The sequence below is a fragment of the Halomonas qinghailakensis genome (genome assembly GCF_025820815.1).
Lineage (GTDB): Bacteria > Pseudomonadota > Gammaproteobacteria > Pseudomonadales > Halomonadaceae > Vreelandella > Vreelandella qaidamensis.
The window spans coordinates 439,393-453,559 of record NZ_CP096973.1 but is presented as its reverse complement, the minus strand read 5'-3'; the positions used below and the strand labels follow the sequence as shown (position 1 = coordinate 453,559).

At 49.4% G+C, this 14,167-nt stretch carries 14 protein-coding genes; 6 read left to right on the top strand and 8 right to left on the bottom strand.

Going from position 1 to position 14,167, the window contains the following annotated elements; translation table 11 throughout:
• Positions 1 to 127: 127 nt before the first annotated feature.
• On the bottom strand, positions 128 to 691 hold the full coding sequence (gene ahpC, locus M0220_RS02095) for an alkyl hydroperoxide reductase subunit C (RefSeq protein ID WP_264018553.1): 564 nt from the start codon (positions 689 to 691) through the stop codon (positions 128 to 130).
• Between the two features lie 339 nt (positions 692 to 1,030).
• On the opposite strand from ahpC, the gene M0220_RS02090 reads away from it, so the two are divergent.
• The 4 genes from M0220_RS02090 to M0220_RS02075 all read left to right on the top strand — a co-directional run bounded on the left by M0220_RS02090 (position 1,031) and on the right by M0220_RS02075 (position 5,193).
• Positions 1,031 to 2,134: a polyamine ABC transporter substrate-binding protein gene (locus M0220_RS02090; protein ID WP_030070246.1), complete on the top strand. Its 1,104-nt coding sequence runs from the start codon at positions 1,031 to 1,033 to the stop codon at positions 2,132 to 2,134.
• Positions 2,135 to 2,226: 92 nt separating this feature from the next.
• Positions 2,227 to 3,411: an ABC transporter ATP-binding protein gene (locus tag M0220_RS02085; protein ID WP_030070247.1), complete on the top strand. Its 1,185-nt coding sequence runs from the start codon at positions 2,227 to 2,229 to the stop codon at positions 3,409 to 3,411.
• A 31-nt stretch (positions 3,412 to 3,442) separates the two neighbouring features.
• Positions 3,443 to 4,351 (top strand): ABC transporter permease subunit, encoded by a 909-nt coding sequence (locus M0220_RS02080; protein ID WP_264018552.1) that lies wholly within the window; start codon positions 3,443 to 3,445, stop codon positions 4,349 to 4,351.
• The gene (locus M0220_RS02075; RefSeq protein ID WP_264018551.1) at positions 4,351 to 5,193 is read left to right on the top strand and encodes an ABC transporter permease subunit; all 843 of its coding nucleotides are present in this window, start codon (positions 4,351 to 4,353) and stop codon (positions 5,191 to 5,193) included. Before M0220_RS02080 ends, M0220_RS02075 begins: the two co-directional genes overlap by 1 nt.
• A gap of 23 nt (positions 5,194 to 5,216) precedes the next feature.
• Here the strand turns inward: M0220_RS02075 and M0220_RS02070 are convergent, their stop codons facing one another.
• A complete protein-coding gene (locus tag M0220_RS02070; RefSeq protein WP_264018550.1) occupies positions 5,217 to 5,426 on the bottom strand; it encodes a CPXCG motif-containing cysteine-rich protein in 210 nt (69 codons plus the stop codon).
• A 304-nt stretch (positions 5,427 to 5,730) separates the two neighbouring features.
• On the opposite strand from M0220_RS02070, the gene M0220_RS02065 reads away from it, so the two are divergent.
• Complete coding sequence (locus M0220_RS02065) at positions 5,731 to 6,159, top strand: DUF3617 domain-containing protein (protein ID WP_030070251.1); 429 nt, start codon at positions 5,731 to 5,733, stop codon at positions 6,157 to 6,159.
• A 103-nt stretch (positions 6,160 to 6,262) separates the two neighbouring features.
• Here M0220_RS02065 and M0220_RS02060 read toward each other — a convergent pair whose 3' ends face one another.
• Positions 6,263 to 9,403 (bottom strand): efflux RND transporter permease subunit, encoded by a 3,141-nt coding sequence (locus M0220_RS02060; RefSeq protein ID WP_264018549.1) that lies wholly within the window; start codon positions 9,401 to 9,403, stop codon positions 6,263 to 6,265.
• The gene (locus M0220_RS02055) at positions 9,403 to 10,470 is read right to left on the bottom strand and encodes an efflux RND transporter periplasmic adaptor subunit (protein ID WP_264018548.1); all 1,068 of its coding nucleotides are present in this window, start codon (positions 10,468 to 10,470) and stop codon (positions 9,403 to 9,405) included. The genes M0220_RS02060 and M0220_RS02055 overlap by 1 nt, the downstream gene beginning before the upstream one ends.
• Positions 10,471 to 10,662: 192 nt before the next feature.
• On the opposite strand from M0220_RS02055, the gene M0220_RS02050 reads away from it, so the two are divergent.
• Positions 10,663 to 11,847: a BaiN/RdsA family NAD(P)/FAD-dependent oxidoreductase gene (locus tag M0220_RS02050; RefSeq protein ID WP_030070254.1), complete on the top strand. Its 1,185-nt coding sequence runs from the start codon at positions 10,663 to 10,665 to the stop codon at positions 11,845 to 11,847.
• 112 nt (positions 11,848 to 11,959) lie between these two features.
• Here the strand turns inward: M0220_RS02050 and M0220_RS02045 are convergent, their stop codons facing one another.
• The 4 genes from M0220_RS02045 to M0220_RS02030 form a co-directional block, all read right to left on the bottom strand.
• On the bottom strand, positions 11,960 to 12,259 hold the full coding sequence (locus tag M0220_RS02045) for a YqjK-like family protein (RefSeq protein ID WP_264018547.1): 300 nt from the start codon (positions 12,257 to 12,259) through the stop codon (positions 11,960 to 11,962).
• Positions 12,234 to 12,638: a phage holin family protein gene (locus tag M0220_RS02040; RefSeq protein WP_030070256.1), complete on the bottom strand. Its 405-nt coding sequence runs from the start codon at positions 12,636 to 12,638 to the stop codon at positions 12,234 to 12,236. The genes M0220_RS02045 and M0220_RS02040 overlap by 26 nt, the downstream gene beginning before the upstream one ends.
• Positions 12,638 to 12,970, bottom strand: coding sequence for a DUF883 family protein (locus M0220_RS02035; RefSeq protein ID WP_030070257.1), 333 nt, complete (start codon positions 12,968 to 12,970; stop codon positions 12,638 to 12,640). Before M0220_RS02035 ends, M0220_RS02040 begins: the two co-directional genes overlap by 1 nt.
• Before the next feature lie 79 nt (positions 12,971 to 13,049).
• Positions 13,050 to 14,069 (bottom strand): phospholipase A, encoded by a 1,020-nt coding sequence (locus M0220_RS02030; RefSeq protein WP_030070258.1) that lies wholly within the window; start codon positions 14,067 to 14,069, stop codon positions 13,050 to 13,052.
• Between the last annotated feature and the right edge of the window lie 98 nt (positions 14,070 to 14,167).

The window sequence follows — 14,167 nt, the reverse complement described above, 5'->3', positions numbered from 1 at the left end:
CATCATGATAAGGAGCGATAGGGAAAACGATGGTTGCGTTAACACGGGTACTCAAAGAAAGACACCCGGGGTCGCCCGGGTGTCGCGCTGCCTTAAGGGCTACCCTGTATCGGCAGCAGTAGGCGGTTTAGATTTTGCCTACGAGATCTAGAGAAGGAGCAAGTGTCTCTTCACCTTCTTTCCATTTAGCCGGACATACTTCGTTCGGATTCTCACGAACGTATTGAGCGGCCTTCACTTTGCGCAGCAACTCTTCAGCGTTACGACCGATGTTACCAGCGTTGATTTCGACGATCTGGATTTTACCGTCAGGATCAACAACAAAAGTGCCGCGCTCAGCAAGACCCGCTTCTTCGATCAATACGTCGAAATTGCGAGAAATTTGCAAGGTCGGGTCGGCGATCATCGGGTACTGCAGTTTACCGATGGTTTCAGAGCTGTCGTGCCAAGCTTTGTGAGTAAAGTGGGTGTCAGTAGACACGCTGTAGATCTCAACACCTAGCTTTTTAAATTCAGCGTAGTTGTCAGCCAGATCGCCAAGCTCTGTCGGGCAAACAAAGGTGAAATCAGCTGGGTAGAAAAAGAAAATAGACCACTGACCTTTCAAGTCTGCTTCAGTAACGTCGATAAATTCGCCGTTCAGATAAGCAGTCGCTTTAAACGGTTTTACTTCAGTATTGATCAAGGACATCTATAACGTCTCCAAAATAAGTGAATGACAGTGGAAAAGATTGAGTTTTATCTTAACCAACTACGACTAATAGCTAAAATTGTAAAAATAAATACATGCAATAGCTTAAGGCTATGTGTGTGCATTATTAATATTTAGCTACCTTACAAGTGGGGGTGCAGTGAGCCGATCACAAGAATTTTTCACATGGACTTGCGATAGGCGTCGCTGCACCGCAGAATTCGCTCGTCTGGCATAGTCGCCATAGCTGTTTAGGCGTTTTGGCATAAGCTGAACATCTGAACGATGTGGCAATCCACAACTATTTTTATGATATCGGTTTTTATAAGGAGTAGTGAGATGGGGAATATTCACAAACTTTCAGTGGCCGTTACGGCCCTCTCTTTTGCCGTAGCGGCTGCCAGTGCCCAAGCGAATGAAGTGCGAGTTTATAATTGGTCTGACTATATCGCCCCTGAAACGCTTGAAACGTTTACCGAGCGCACCGGTATTGAGGTGATCTACGATGTGTATGACAGCAATGAAATCCTAGATGCGGCACTTTTATCGGGTCGTTCTGGCTATGATGTAGTGGTTCCTTCTACACATTATTTTACGCGTCAGTTAAAAGCTGGCGTTTATCAGCCGCTGAACCATGAGCTGTTACCCAACCTGGACAACCTTAATCCTGAGTTAATGGGTAACCTGGAAGGTATCGACAGCGGTAGCGAGTACTCTGTGCCTTATATGTGGGGCACCAATGGCCTTGGTTACAATGTTGATCGTGTCACCGACATTTTAGGTGATGATGCGCCCGTGGATAGCTGGGCACTGTTATTCGATCCAGACATTACTAAACAGCTTAGCGATGCTGGCTGTGGATTAGCCATGCTAGACTCTGGTGATGAAATGCTTTCTCCCGCTATGGCATACCTTGGCCTTAGCCCACTGAGTGAAAACATTGAAGATCTTGAAGCGGCTGGCGAACTAATCGCTAACATCCGCGACAACATTACGTATTTCCACTCGTCTCGTTATGTTTCCGACCTAGCAAATGGCGATATCTGCGTAGCAGCAGGTTATTCTGGCGATATTTTCCAGGCGGCCGACCGTGCTGAAGAAGCGGGACGTGATTTCACCATTGCTTACAGCATTCCCAAAGAAGGCGCTGCGCTGTGGTTTGATATGATGGCCGTTCCAGCAGATGCGCCGAATACTGAAAATGCCCACGCGTTTATCAACTTTATTTTAGAGCCAGAAATTGCGGCTGAAATTAGTGAATATGTGCGCTATGCCAACCCTAATGCAGCGGCAAATGAGTATCTGTCTGACGAGTTGCTAAATGATCCTGCCGTATATCCTGAAACGGATGTCATGCAGAACCTCTACGTTGCGGTAGAGAAGCCTCAAGACGTTCAGCGCGCGCGTACGCGTATCTGGAACCGCGTCAAATCAGGCCGTTAATTTAGCCAGCATCTAACAGCGAGCCAAGCGTCTGCGAGGCTCGCTGTCACTTTTTAACGCCCGGTTTCCGGGCCCTTTGATGGGAGTGGCGAATGGTCACTACGCCCCTGTCGAACGAGTCGTCATCTTCTCCTTCGGTGATTCCTGCTGCCGCTCAGCGTGCCCAGGGAAAAACACCACGGTTTGCAGAAGATATCGTGCTTGAGGTAAAGCGTTTAAGTAAGCGCTTCGACGATTCGCTTGCAGTCGATGATGTTAATTTGCAGGTAAAGCGCGGTGAAATTTTCGCCTTGCTAGGTGGGTCTGGGTCAGGTAAATCGACGTTGTTGCGTATGCTCGCGGGGTTTGAAACGCCCAGCGAAGGGCGGATTCTGCTAGGTGGTGAAGAGATCACTTCTATGCCGCCACATAAGCGTCAAATCAATATGATGTTCCAATCCTACGCGTTATTTCCTCATATGACGGTAGCCCAAAATATCGCGTTTGGACTCAAGCAGGACAAGCTAACCGCTTCAGAAGTCGACGCACGTGTGGCGCAAATGCTCAAGCTGGTGCATATGGAGCGCTTCGCTAAGCGCAAGCCGCACCAGCTGTCTGGCGGCCAGCGTCAACGGGTAGCGCTCGCACGCTCGCTGGCCAAACGTCCCAAATTACTGTTGCTGGATGAACCGATGGGGGCGCTAGATAAAAAGCTACGCACTGAAATGCAGCTCGAGGTCGTCGAGATTATTGAGCAAGTGGGTGTTACCTGCATCATGGTGACTCACGATCAGGAAGAGGCCATGACCATGGCTGATCGAGTCGCCATTATGGCTGACGGCTGGATCGAACAGGTGGGGTCTCCAGTAGATATTTATGAAAGTCCGGCGAGTCGAATGGTGGCGGAATTTGTCGGTACGGTAAATATCTTCGAAGGTGAGATCGTCGAAGACGCTGCGGATCACTGTCGTATTGCATCACCCGCCTTGTCTCGTCCGATCTACATTGATCATGGCATTACAACGCAGGCGGTAGATCGACGCGTATGGGCTGCACTGCGCCCAGAGAAAATCTGGCTAACCCGTGAGCAGCCATCCGCTGCGTACAACTGGGAAGCAGGTAAAGTGGATGATATTGCTTACTTGGGAGGTTACTCGCTTTACTACGTGCGTACCGCTTCTGGGCAAATGATAAAAGTGAGTATGGCCAATACGGAGCGACGTGGTGATCGCCCAACCTGGGAAGATAGCGTTTATGTCTATTGGGAAGACCACAGCGCTATTGTGCTGAATCGCTAATGTCTCAGTGGCTGACAGGAGATCGCCTATCATGATGCCAGCTCGCATTACAGGCTTCGTAAAGCGGCTGCAACTAGGACGCCGCGCCGTTATCGCGCTGCCTCTTTTGTGGCTTACGCTGTTCTTTTTACTGCCGTTTGCGCTAGTCCTCAAGATAAGCCTTTCAGAAGCGGCAATTGCTATCCCTCCCTATGGGCCGATTGTTGAGTATGCTGACCAAACGCTCAATATCTTTTTGAATCTGGGCAACTATCTGTTTTTGTTGTCAGATTCTCTCTATGTGGCGGCCTACTGGGGGTCGATAAAAACCGCGTTTGTAGCAACAGTCGCCTGTTTGCTGATTGGTTACCCAATGGCGTACGCGATGGCGCGTGCTCCTGGGCGCTGGCAGCTTATTTTGTTGCTGTTAGTGATGCTGCCGTCGTGGACCTCGTTTTTGATTCGCGTCTATGCATGGATGGGTATTTTAAGTAATAGCGGATTGATTAATAACCTATTAATGGGAATAGGGGTGATCGATTCACCATTACGCATGATGAATACCCAGTTTGCTGTCATCATCGGCATTGTGTATGCCTACTTGCCGTTTATGGTACTACCGCTTTATGCCCATCTAACGCGGTTGGATAACTCACTGTTAGAAGCCGCTTCTGATTTAGGGTCGCGTAAGTTGAATACCTTTATTAAGGTCACACTGCCTCTCTCTATGGGCGGAATTATTGCAGGCTCTATGCTGGTGTTTATTCCTGCAGTGGGAGAGTTTGTTATCCCTGAGCTGCTAGGGGGGCCCGATACGTTGATGATCGGCAAAGTGCTGTGGGAAGAGTTCTTCTTAAATCGCGATTGGCCTGTGGCTTCGGCGTTAGCCATGGTGATGCTATTGCTATTGTTAATTCCCATTGTTTGGTTCCATCGCTATCAATCACGGGAGCTTGAATAATGATGAGACTGCGTCGACGCCCAAGCTTCTCTTCCGTGATGTTAGTGTTGGGCCTGTTGTTTCTCTATTTGCCGATGGTTGTGTTAGTGGTTTACTCCTTCAATTCCTCACGGTTAGTGACGGTATGGGCTGGGTTTTCCACGCAATGGTATGGCGAATTATTCCGTGATAAGCAGATCCTTTCTGCCGTATGGACGAGCCTAAAAATTGCCTTCTTCGCGGCCAGTATGGCGGTATGTTTGGGGACGGTAGCCGCGTTTGTAATGACGCGTTATGGCCGTTTCAGGGGAAAGACGGCACTGTCGAGTATGGTGACTGCGCCGCTTGTAATGCCGGAAGTTATTACGGGGCTATCGCTATTATTGTTATTCGTGCAGATGGCACAATTGATTGGCTGGCCGGCGGATCGCGGTATGGCGACTATCTGGATCGCGCATACGACGTTTTGTAGTGCTTATGTGGCGGTGGTTGTGGCAGCGCGGTTGCGTGAAATTGATCGCTCAATTGAAGAAGCCGCTATGGACTTAGGCTCGCCGCCGGTGAAGACTTTCTTCTTTATTACGCTGCCGGTTATTTCACCTGCATTAGCAGCAGGATGGTTATTGGCATTTACCCTTTCATTAGATGATCTAGTAATTGCCAGCTTTGTGTCAGGCCCAGGAGCGAATACGTTACCAATGGTGGTGTTTTCATCGGTGCGCATGGGGGTATCGCCTAAGATCAATGCGCTGGCAACACTGATTATTCTGGCGGTATCGCTTGCGACATTTATTGCGTGGTACTTCATGCGCCGTGGTGAAGCAAAACGTAAAGCGCTACTGCGCCAAGCCGATAGCGCTTAGGTACTAGCGTTAGAGTATTCAAACTAAAGCACATCGTCGTCTCGACCGGTGAGTACTGCTTCTAGCTCACCGGTCATCAGCGAAACAATAATGTGTAATTGAATCGGTGCGCAGCATTGATGACAGTCTTCCCACGTGTCATGACTACCTTGAGAGGTGTCAATCACAAACGTCAGGGGTGTGTCGCAGTAGGGGCAGTAAAAGTCATGATTTACAAGCGCGTCATCTTGCATGGCTATTTCCCCTTGATGTGATCGTTAATGCTTAGTCTATGAAAGGTTCAGTCTGTGTCTATGAAAGGTTCAGTCTGTGAAAAGCGCTGAAGTGAAATAGTAATGGGTTGGTTCAAGCGCCATTGTCCTGGGCGTGGCGGTTGGCAGCGTGCAGTGACGAGTATTCGGGGCCTGAGAATAACTTTCCCGACAATAATAAGTCATAAGGTAATAGTGTAGCAGTGTGCCTGCTCGGTAGGGCATGTGAGTAATGAATCAGGTAGGATAATAACGTATTCCTTAAAGCCACCTAGAGATGAGTGCGATGATGAAACGATACATGGCAGTAGCGGCCTTTTTGGCCTTCCCGATGGTTGCTCAGGCAGAAACCCCTAACGTCACGCCTGGCGAGTGGGAGTTTGTCAGCGTGACCAGCATGAGTGGCGACATGCAAATCCCAGATCAAACAGAGACCGAGCGTCAGTGCATCACCCAAGAAGAGCTAGACAGCGCTGAGTTTGGCTTCATTGAAGAGGAAGAGGGCTGCGAGCTGCTCAACCAGGATATGAATGCCGATGGTCTTTCCTACAGCATGGTATGCCGTGCCGATGGCGGTGAAGCGACTATCGATGGCGAAATGCGTTTTATGGGTGAGCAGATTGAAGGCAATGTGGATATATTCACACAGTCGCCAATGGGTGAGCTGAGCATGAAGACCGTCATTGAGGGTGAGCGTATTGGTGACTGTGACTAATACGTCAGTTAGCTTATCTTCATGATCTAAAAAGGCGCCTGTGTGGCGCCTTTTGTGTGTTGAGGGTAGGCGAGGGAGCTTGCCATCTTGGCATGGTCTTGCGTTAACGCTCGGGAGTATCAAGCGGCCTATGATGAGCAGTGGGGGCGCTGGCTATCTCTTCTTCTAGCTGGCGTTTAACTGCCCCTGGAGAGCCTGAGTAGCGTGCAAGAAGGTCATAAGCGACGGGGACTACAAACAGAGTAAACACAGTCGCAGAGCCGACACCTGCCATAATAACTGTGCCGATAACCAACCGTGATTCTGCGCCTGGGCCGCTTGATAATATCAGCGGTATTGCGCCTGCCATGGTGGTTACCGCTGTCATTAGGATTGGCCTTAGGCGTGTTACTGATGCCTCAATTAAGGCAGAGCGAAACGCCTGTCCTTCATCGCGTAGCTGGTTGGCAAACTCAACAATTAAGATGCCATTTTTAGCGGCAAGGCCAATGAGCAGTACTAAGCCTACCTGACTATATATATTAAGTGACTGTCCGCTAAGCAACAGCGCAAGCAACGCACCACTCATGGCGAGTGGAACAGTTAGCATAATGACAAAGGGGTGAATTAAGCTTTCAAACTGAGCAGCGAGTACCAGAAAAACCACCACAGCACCGAGCACCAATAAGAACATAGTGGCACCACTGGCCTGTTGAAAGTCGCGGGAAGGGCCTGCAAGATTTGTTTGTACCTCTTCAGGCAGTACGCTGTCAGAAGCTTGCTGTAAGTACTCAAGCGCTTCACCTAGTGGGTAACCATCCGCTAAGTTGGCTTCAATGGTAATGGCGCGAACACGATCAAAGCGATTCAATGTGCTAGCACCAGCGAAGTCAGACAGGCTTACTAGGCTTGCCAGTGGAATCAGTTCTCCTGAACGCGCTGAGCGCACTTGAATGTTGTTCAGCGCACTTGGGCTGTTTTGGCCACTGCGGTCGCCCTCAAGAATGACATCATACTCCTCGCCGTCATCCACGTAGCGAGTAACGTTACGCCCTCCTAGCAGTACTTCAAGCGTGCGGCCTATTTCAGTGACAGTAACGCCTAACGCTGCAGCGCGTTCGTAGTTGATATCTACGCGTAACTGAGGTTGTGTTTCATCGTAATTACTTTCGATCGCGGTAATGCGTGGGTTGTTTTCACGAACGTGGGTAATCAATGTGTCTCGCCAGCGTGCTAAATCTTCGTAAGTGCCACCTCCAAGTACGAATTGCACAGGTTTTTGTGTGCGTTGTCCAAAGCCTTGACGCATAACGGGAAAGGCTTGGACACCCGGTAGCGAACGTAGTTGTTGGCGAATATCGGCCATGATTTCCCAAGCGCTACGTCGGCTGCCCCAGTCGGCCATGTTAACGATAATAAAACCGCTGTTAAAATTTTCGATATTACCGAAACCGCGTGGTGCACGAACCACGATTCGTTCAAGCTCACCACTTTCTACAAAGGGGGTCAGCCTAGTCTCTATTTCATCCATGTAGTCCATCATGTAGTCGAATGTTGCACCTTCAGGACCGTTGACAAGAACAATGAAATTGCCACGATCTTCTTGTGGGGTATATTCATTAGGCAGCTCGGTTGCTAGCCAAGCAGTGGCTGCTATTAATAGGAAAAATAGTGCGACGACTAGCCACTTAAGGGTTAGTACGATTTCTAATGCGCGCTGGTACCGACGCTGGGTGCCCGCTAGCAACCACTGAACGGCTTTACCAATGCGGCTATCGTGCATGCCTGGCTTGAGTATTTTAGAAGCCATCATTGGCGTAAGGGTAAGGGCTAACAGTGTTGAGACAACAACCGCTGCCGCCATGGTAAGTGCGAACTCTGAAAATAGCCGACCAATATCCCCCTGCAGCATGCTGAGGGGGACAAAAACGGCCACTAGAACTAGCGTGGTAGCGATAACCGCGAAGGCGATCTGGCGTGTGCCTCTAAATGCGGCGACTAGGGGAGTTTCTCCATAGTCGTGCATCCGCCGATTGATGTTTTCAAGCACTACAATGGCATCATCAACAATCAGTCCAATCGCCAGCACCAACGCCAATAGCGTGAGTAGATTAATCGAAAAATTCATGGCGGCCAGGGCGGTAAAAGCCCCAATGACAGCAATAGGCACTGTCACGGCAGGGACCAACGTGGTGCGTAGATTTCCTAAGAACATAAACATCACCACAACGACCAGGCCCATGGCGATAAACAGCGTCATTACTACCTGCTCGATGGCACCGGAAACAAACACTGAGGCATCGAAGTTGAGACTTAATGACATGCCTTCAGGCAACGTACCTTGGAGCCGTTCAAGCTCTTGTTGTACAGCTTCAGATAACTCCACTACATTTGCGGTTGATTGCATGATCATGCCCAATCCCACCATAGGGACTCCATTGGCACGAAATACAGACCGATCCTCTACCGAGCCTATCTCGACGCGAGCGACATCGCCCAATCGTACTAGGTAGCCATCGGCACCCTCATTTAACGCAATCTGCTGAAAATCATCAGCGGTCGCAAAGCTACGTGGCAAACGTACGATAAATTGGCGATCTTCAGACTCAATTGACCCTGCGGGTAGCTCAACATTTTCAGCACGTAGAGCATCTTCGATATCTCCTACGGTCAGTCCTCGAGCTGCTAGCGCGTTGCGGTCCAGCCAAACGCGCATTGCGTAATCACGTCCGCCGCCGACACGTACCCTTGCCACGCCGGGCTGCACCGATAGGCTGTCTACCAGAAAGCGATTTGCATAATCTGTCAGTTCGGTAATGGAGTAATCCGCTCCGGAGAGACTGAGCCAAATAACAATCGTTTCGCTACTGTCAGCTTTGGTGACTTCAGGGTTATCAGCATCATCTGGCAGGTTGCGCAGCGCCCCTGAGATACGGTCGCGGATATCATTGGCAGCAGCGTTGATATCCATAGTGATAGCGAATTCAATTTCAATTCGCGAACGACCATCCTCGCTTTGCGAAGTAATCAACTCAATGCCTTCTACCCCGGCAATACGGTCCTCTAACACTTGAGTAATGCGTGTTTCCACAACGCTTGCTGATGCGCCAGGGTAACGGGTATCAATACTAACGATGGGAGGATCAACCGTTGGATATTCTTGTAGCGGCAGCCGGTTCAGTGCCAGTAAACCAAACGCGATAATCAGAGCAGCAATCACCATTGCCAGCACTGGGCGTTGAACTGAAATGTCGGATAAACGCATTAGCGGTCAGCCTCTAACAGCGAGCGAATACCCGTTTCTTCATCGGCGATGCCTAATAAACGGACTTCTTGACCATCTCGAGCGAGCTGTAACCCATGAATCACTATCAAATCGCCTGCGCTAATACCCTCAAGTATTTCTACGTCACCGCTTCTTCGCTCACCGATCATGACTTCTCGACGCTCTAGCCGGGGCACATCGTCAGGTCGCTCGATTAACATAACAAAGTGACGGTTGCCACTGGGTTCGATCGCTGCTTCAGGTAGAACAAGCGTATCGCGAACACGCTGTTGAACCACGACTTCCATTAACATACCAGGCCGCAGACGAAGCCCTGGATTTACCATTTCAGCACGAACGCTAACGCTGCGGGTTATGGGATCAATACGAGTGCCAATGCTGGAAATTTCACCGCTAAAGATTTCTTCAGGGAATGCTGCCGTCGTAGCACTTAGCTTGAGGCCAGTGGACAAACGTCCCAAAAATACTTCAGGCACTGTAAAGTCGAGTTTCATGACATCTAATTTATCAAGTGTGACAAGCGCCATACCGGGTGTCACTAACGCACCGACACTAACGTTGCGAAAGCCAACACGCCCGCTAAACGGGGCATGTAAGCGATAATTTGACAATCTGGCTTCTAACGCTTGTGCGTCGGCTTGCGATTGGCGTAAACGAGCCTGGGTATCTTCTACATCAGCACGAGGGGCAAGGTTACGTTGTTGCAGTTGGGTTGCTCGGCCCAATGCATTGCGACGTTCATCATTAAGCGCTTGGGCAGCCCTTAATTGAGCCTGCTCTTCAGCATCTTCCAGACGAATTAACAGCCTTCCGCGTTCTACTTGCTCACCATCTTCAAAATTTATTTCAGCAATCGTGTCAGTCACCGTAGCGGAAAGTGTCACGCTTTCATCAGCATTTAGAGTGCCTAACGCTTCAAGTGGATCAGACCAGGTGGTTATGGCGGCGTAGTGACCGATAACGCTGGGGGGGGATTGTGCCAATAAAGGGCTAGTCCCTAACAAGGTAACTAACAAAACAGAAAAGATACGTTTACAAACAAACATAGGCGTCTCAGCATTATCAAAAGTGCGTAGTAGTATCACTTAGAACTCTGCCGCGTCAGAGCGTAAAAGGGCAGGCGATGCTATTTTCTTAAATAAATGTACGTTATCTGTACATCTACTTTTTAATGTACAGCAATTGAGCGCTATTTACCTGTTAAGATGCCTCTCTTTTTTAACCTGGGAGCCTAATATATGGTCTACGACGTCGTCGTTATTGGTGCAGGTGCCGCTGGTTTAATGTGTGCTGCTCAAGCAGGGTATTCAGGGCGTCGTGTGCTGGTCGTGGATCATGCCAATAAGCCAGGCAAGAAAATTTTGATGTCTGGGGGCGGTCGCTGTAATTTTACCAATCTGGATACCACGCCTCAGCACTTTTACTCTTCAAACCCCTATTTTTGCATTTCCGCATTAAAACGTTATCGCCCTGAGCATTTTGTATCGCTGGTGGAGCGACATGGCGTCGAGTATGTGGAAAAAGCCCCAGGGCAGCTTTTTTGTGAGAACTCTGCTAAAGAAATAGTTCGCGTCCTCCTCACCGAATGTGAATGGGCAGGCGTTAAAGTGTCGCTTAGTACCTCAATCTCTAAAGTAGAAAGGGTTGGGGATAGCATGCGCTTAACTAGCTCGATGGGAAGTATTGATGCGGGTACGGTAGTGGTAGCTACCGGGGGGTTGTCGATACCCACGATGGGGGCGACAGGGTTCGGTTATGAGATCGCCCGTCAGTTTGGATTAGAGATTTTGCCTACTCGCCCTGGATTGGTGCCGTTTACCTTGAGCGATAGTTGGAAAGAGCGAGCGGCAATCCTTTCTGGCGTTAGTGTGCCGTGCGAGGTTAGCTGTAACGGAAGACGCTTTAATGAACCAATGCTATTTACTCATCGTGGTTTGTCAGGCCCTTCGATGCTGCAAATTTCCAGCGTTTGGGAACCAGGCGATGCTATCGATATTAATTTACTGCCCAGTGAAGAGGCGGCTGACGCATTACGCTACGCACGCCGTACGGCGCCTAAACGTCAGCTGTCCACTTGGCTGGGGGAGCGTTTTCCAAAGCGTTTTGCACAAGCGCTGTTGGAATGGTACCCGGATGCCAATCTTGCCAACCCTTTAGCAGAGTACAGCAACGATGCGCTTGATAGTTGGGCACAGCGATTAAACCGATGGCAGTTAAAACCATCCGGCACGGAAGGGTGGCGTACAGCAGAGGTGACCATGGGAGGGGTAAGCACGGAAACCATTTCATCAAAAACGTTTGAAGTAAAAGACCTTCCACAACTTAGGTTTATCGGTGAAGTGCTAGATGTAACGGGGGAGCTGGGAGGATATAACTTTCAGTGGGCTTGGGCGAGCGGTGTCGCTTGTGGGCAATCATGCTAATAAGCAAAGAAAACTGGGCCGTGACTGAATAGCGTATTAAAAAACGCTTATAAAACGGCCCAGCTTAACACCTTTCAACGAGCTAGTAGCGGAATGTGTTGACAGTAAATAGCTAGCTCGCCACTTTGGCTAATAACTTCAGCTTACGTATCAGCATATAGCTTGCTAGGGCTTTTCTGCCAACGGCCATTGCGCCACCAGGATGGCGAAAAATACGCACGGCAGCAACGCCACCGATTATATACAAGGGCAGCTTGAGCCTACGCCAGTTACTGTCTAAGGGTGAAGCAGCGTTCGTCAGCGTATCGCTATCCACTAAAATATCGATACGTTGCTGTTCTAATTCAGCTAACAGCAAAGCTTTACGTTCTGCTCGGCTAAGAGGTTTATTGACGGTGTTGGGACGAGTCATCCTCATTAACCTCCAGCAGAGCACGGTCAGCGGCAAGTTGCTTAAGTGTTTCTTTTAGTAGCGTATGCTGCTTCGCTTGACGCATGGCTGCTACTGCCAACAAAAAACTGATGGCAATAAGCACGCCTGCGCTAACGCCGATCGCAGTAAGCCGATAGGTGTCCCAAAACAGCACTACCACCAGCGCAGTGAGTGTCGCGACGCCTAATAGCAGTAACAATAAGCTAGCCCCTGCCAGCAAGAGCAGGGTGAGTAAACGAGCACGTTCTTCTTCTAATTCTAGAACCGCCAAACGGAGCCGAGTTTCACCATTGGCAATTAATGATTTCAGCAGGCGTTTGGCAGCAGAGAAGACGCGTTGTGTAGGCCCTAACGCCATTAGCGACGACCGAGAAGCATACCCACTACTAAGCCCGCGGCAGCACCAATACCAATGCTAGCCCATGGGTTTTCATGTACGTAACGATCACAGCAGTCAACTTGCTGAGATAATGTTTCACGGGTGTCCTCATAAAGTCGTTCACCACGTGCTTCTAGGCGCGCTCGTGTATCTTTCAAGCGCTTTTCAGCACGCTCTCGAAGGTCGCGCATTTCGCCACTGGCATCTTTGGACGTAGCGTTCATCAACTCTTCGACAGTTTCACTCAGGTGGCGGAGGTCTTCCTTCAACTGGTCAGCACGAGCAGAAGTATCAGTATTACGTTTGGCCATGATGTCATCCTTTGACGAGTGAATATAAATAAGTACAGCTCAAGCATAGCAGCCGTTAACTATAAGACAACCTCAAGCGCTAACGGTTCAGCCCAGTAGCACTGAACAAGGGATTCAAACTAAAGCCGATGCTAAGGCGATGGACGCGATTGTTGTAATCAATCATGCTTTCTCCATAACCGTAGTAATACTGCACATGAGCACGGACATTGTTGAACGCAGGCCAGCTGTAGTCTATCTGGGTGCCGTAATTGCCAGCGCTCGGGTTGCCACGCAGTTGTCCAGCTACTTCGTGGTTACGATTAAGTCGTTTTGCCAAACGTAGGTCGCCATAGCCAACAAAGCGATCAATGTCTGGGTTGTCATCGTCGCTTTCAGACTCAGGGACACGCCAATGTGGCGCTAATGAAAGTGCCCAATCACCGCGCTGAAACGTACTTTCCAAATAGACTCTATTCCAGCTGCGTGAAAGCGGGTCTGAACGGCCATTGGATTGATGGATAAAGGACAAGCGATTACGTGTATTGACCCAGCCCAACGCGCTCCACGCGTTATCAAAATCAATAAAAATTTCAGGTTCGTAATTGGTTTCCCGGAAGGGGGAGGAGGCATCGGTGTTATAGGCTTGCCACCAGCTACGCTGTGTGTAAGCAAAATAGACGTCGCCAATATCACCAAACACATCCTGAGCTAGGTTGAACTTGGCACTAAACTGAAATTTCACTTCGACATCATTAGGTGCGGAGTCTTCAGAAATGCTGCGAAAGTTTTCGGTATTCTGATTGGTGTTATAGCTAACGGGCAAAAGATAGTTGGTACGGTGAGTCGTAATCGCAAACGGGTTGCGTGATGATTCCTGCTCTAGCTGACGGCGATCACTGAGGTCCTCAAGTGCCTCTTCTTCGGGAAGTAGCTGGGGGCGGAAAGTGAACTCGTTTGCTGTTGGTTCTTCAACGTGTTGTAGCTGCTGGCGCAGCTGATAAAGCTCGGTATTGAGTGCGCGGATGCGCGCTTCAATTTCCTCGCGTGACTCTGCAAAGGCATTTTCAGTGCCTAGCAGTACAATTAAACTAGCTAACAGCAGTTTTCGAATGACCATCAACATGGCTCGCAAAAAAATAGAAGGCAATTATCACAGTCTCTTCTAACACGCCCATCGTGTAAGTCAATATATCCTGTTCAGCAAGCGCGTTAGAT

What these genes read in the sequence shown, in the direction of transcription:
- M0220_RS02035 (WP_030070257.1), bottom strand. Translation starts at nt 12,970, where the DNA reads ATGGCCAAACGTAATACTGATACTTCTGCTCGTGCTGACCAGTTGAAG.
- M0220_RS02070 (WP_264018550.1), bottom strand. Translation starts at nt 5,426, where the DNA reads ATGCAAGATGACGCGCTTGTAAATCATGACTTTTACTGCCCCTACTGC.
- M0220_RS02085 (WP_030070247.1), top strand. Translation starts at nt 2,227, where the DNA reads ATGGTCACTACGCCCCTGTCGAACGAGTCGTCATCTTCTCCTTCGGTG.
- M0220_RS02040 (WP_030070256.1), bottom strand. Translation starts at nt 12,638, where the DNA reads ATGGCGTTAGGGCCTACACAACGCGTCTTCTCTGCTGCCAAACGCCTG.
- M0220_RS02090 (WP_030070246.1), top strand. Translation starts at nt 1,031, where the DNA reads ATGGGGAATATTCACAAACTTTCAGTGGCCGTTACGGCCCTCTCTTTT.
- M0220_RS02060 (WP_264018549.1), bottom strand. Translation starts at nt 9,403, where the DNA reads ATGCGTTTATCCGACATTTCAGTTCAACGCCCAGTGCTGGCAATGGTG.
- ahpC (WP_264018553.1), bottom strand. Translation starts at nt 691, where the DNA reads ATGTCCTTGATCAATACTGAAGTAAAACCGTTTAAAGCGACTGCTTAT.
- M0220_RS02080 (WP_264018552.1), top strand. Translation starts at nt 3,443, where the DNA reads ATGATGCCAGCTCGCATTACAGGCTTCGTAAAGCGGCTGCAACTAGGA.
- M0220_RS02065 (WP_030070251.1), top strand. Translation starts at nt 5,731, where the DNA reads ATGATGAAACGATACATGGCAGTAGCGGCCTTTTTGGCCTTCCCGATG.
- M0220_RS02050 (WP_030070254.1), top strand. Translation starts at nt 10,663, where the DNA reads ATGGTCTACGACGTCGTCGTTATTGGTGCAGGTGCCGCTGGTTTAATG.
- M0220_RS02075 (WP_264018551.1), top strand. Translation starts at nt 4,351, where the DNA reads ATGATGAGACTGCGTCGACGCCCAAGCTTCTCTTCCGTGATGTTAGTG.
- M0220_RS02030 (WP_030070258.1), bottom strand. Translation starts at nt 14,069, where the DNA reads ATGGTCATTCGAAAACTGCTGTTAGCTAGTTTAATTGTACTGCTAGGC.
- M0220_RS02055 (WP_264018548.1), bottom strand. Translation starts at nt 10,470, where the DNA reads ATGTTTGTTTGTAAACGTATCTTTTCTGTTTTGTTAGTTACCTTGTTA.
- M0220_RS02045 (WP_264018547.1), bottom strand. Translation starts at nt 12,259, where the DNA reads ATGACTCGTCCCAACACCGTCAATAAACCTCTTAGCCGAGCAGAACGT.